The 1,957-nt window shown below is 69.1% G+C and carries 1 protein-coding gene and 1 pseudogene; both read right to left on the bottom strand.

Going from position 1 to position 1,957, the window contains the following annotated elements:
• Positions 1–152 precede the first annotated feature (152 nt).
• Entirely contained in the window at positions 153–1,007 is an 855-nt protein-coding gene (locus DN069_RS41950; protein WP_243639888.1) for a transposase, read from the bottom strand.
• A 574-nt stretch (positions 1,008–1,581) separates the two neighbouring features.
• Positions 1,582–1,908, bottom strand: a pseudogene (locus DN069_RS41945) (transposase); the annotation flags it as partial.
• Positions 1,909–1,957 lie beyond the last annotated feature (49 nt).

Here is a 1,957-nt window from a genome sequence, read left to right as displayed (position 1 = left end):
CCCCAGCACGGCTCGAACCGCATCAGATCGAACGCCTGGACATACGCCGGCTCGATCGACTCGGCGGAGTCCTCCACGAGTACCGGCACGCCGCTTGACCTGCACGGACAGGGATTTCGGCACACCCACGATCTTGGTGGCTAATCCAATCCCTATGCAGCCAGGCTGAGTTGGAGTCTGGCGAGGTGGCTGTGGTTGGCGCGGTCGAGGGGGTGGCCGTTCCACCAGGCATGGAGGCGGATGAGGTTGAGAGCGGTGGCGCTGATGCTGTGGTCGAGGTGGGTTTTGGCCAGGCCGCGGTAGCGGGCGCGTCGTAGTCCGGTGGTGTGGGTGGCCTGGCGGATGGTGCCTTCGACGCCGGAGCGGAGCGCGTAGTCGCGTTGCCAGTCTCCGGTCTGCTGCTGGGCGCGGGCGTCGCGGATGGCTTCGGTGAGTTCTTTGGGGTAGAGGCTCAGCTGGCGGCGGTTGCCGCGCGCGCTGGTGCACTGTCTCTTGTAGGGGCAGGGGATGCAGTCGAGGGCGGCGAAGGAGACGACGGTCTTGGGGACGCCGTCTTGGATGTTGGGGGTCCAGGTGGTGCTGGTCTTCCCGGCCGGGCAGACGGCCTTCGAGTTCTCCCAGTCGATGGTGAAGTCGTGGGCGGCGAAGCCCTCTTGGGTCCTGGCCTGGCTAGAGGTGTCGAGCAGGACCGGGGTGACCAGGGCGATTCCGTAGGTCCGCCGTGAGGAGATGATGAGGTCCGCGCTGGGGTAGCCGGAGTCGAGGTAGTGCCGGGCCGGCAGCAGACTCCGGTGCTGAAGGGCGTGGTGGATCGCGTCGAGGGTCTTGGAGTCCGGCAGGGTCGAGTAGGTGGTCGCCACGTTGGTGATCAGGTTCGGCCGGGCGGGCCGGTCGCCGTCCGCCTGCGGGTGGCAGGTCTCCGAGACATGGAGTTTGTAACCGTTCCAGAAGATGTCGCGCTTGGCGGACCAGCGGGTGTCGGTGTCGTAGGGCGAGGCCAGGCGCATCGGGGCAGGCGGGAGGCCGTCTCCGCCGTCCTCGGTCCGGTCGCGCCGCCGGACACGCACCCGTCCGGCCCGGTCGGGTCGTGCGGGTGTAGTTCTGCACCAGCACCCGTCGCAGGATCTGCACCGCGGGCAGCTCGCGCAGCCACGTCGGCGAGGCGGGCGCGTAGAGGGCCTGCAGCAAGGTGAAGCCGTCGGTGGCGTAGGCGAGCGCGAGTTCGTCCTGGCCGGTCTTGGAGGTTGGCAGCCGCCAGGCGTCCACCCGGTCCGCGTAGCGGTGGCTCCAGTCGTCCACCACCAGCACCTGGTCCACCCAGTCCGGGCAGGCGGCAGCCAGCGCATTGAGCGCCGCCCGGACGCTCTCGCCCGCCAGCTCCAGCCGGTTCAGATCCCGCACCGCCGACACCACGTGTGTGGAGTCGGTGCGCTGGCTCCCGCCCGCACCCAGCAGGTCCATCGCCCGCAGCCGCTCCAGCAGCAGGTCCAGCATCCGCTCGTCCAGGTGATGGGCGACCACCCGCGAGCGGAACTCCGACAAGACGCTGTGGTCGAAGCCCGGGTCGTCCAGGCCCAGGCCGAGCGCGTACTTCCAGGCCAGGTTCTCGCGGACTTCGTCCGCGGCCTGCCGGTCAGTGAGGTTCGCCGCCTTCTGCAGCACGGTGACCAGGGCGAGCCGCCCCGGTGACCAGCCGGGCTTGCCGGCCTTCCCGAACGCTTCCGCGAAGACCGCGTCCGGGAACAGCTCGCCCAGGCGATCGCGGACCTGCACCGGCAACGGAACCTCCCGCCGGCCCCGATAGATCGCCCGGATCGCCGCAGCCACCTGAGGATCCGGCTCCGGCCACGGCCGCGGCTGCACCGACACCACACACTCCGATCCACCCAGAAGCAGGAAGACCGCCATGATCTCACCACGACAGAAGCCAACTCGCTTACCAAGAAGCTAACTTCGA

It is taken from the genome of Streptacidiphilus pinicola (assembly GCF_003258295.1).
Lineage (GTDB): Bacteria > Actinomycetota > Actinomycetes > Streptomycetales > Streptomycetaceae > Streptacidiphilus > Streptacidiphilus pinicola.
Note: the sequence above shows the minus strand (reverse complement) of the source record. Positions and strands in the feature narration are given on the sequence as shown.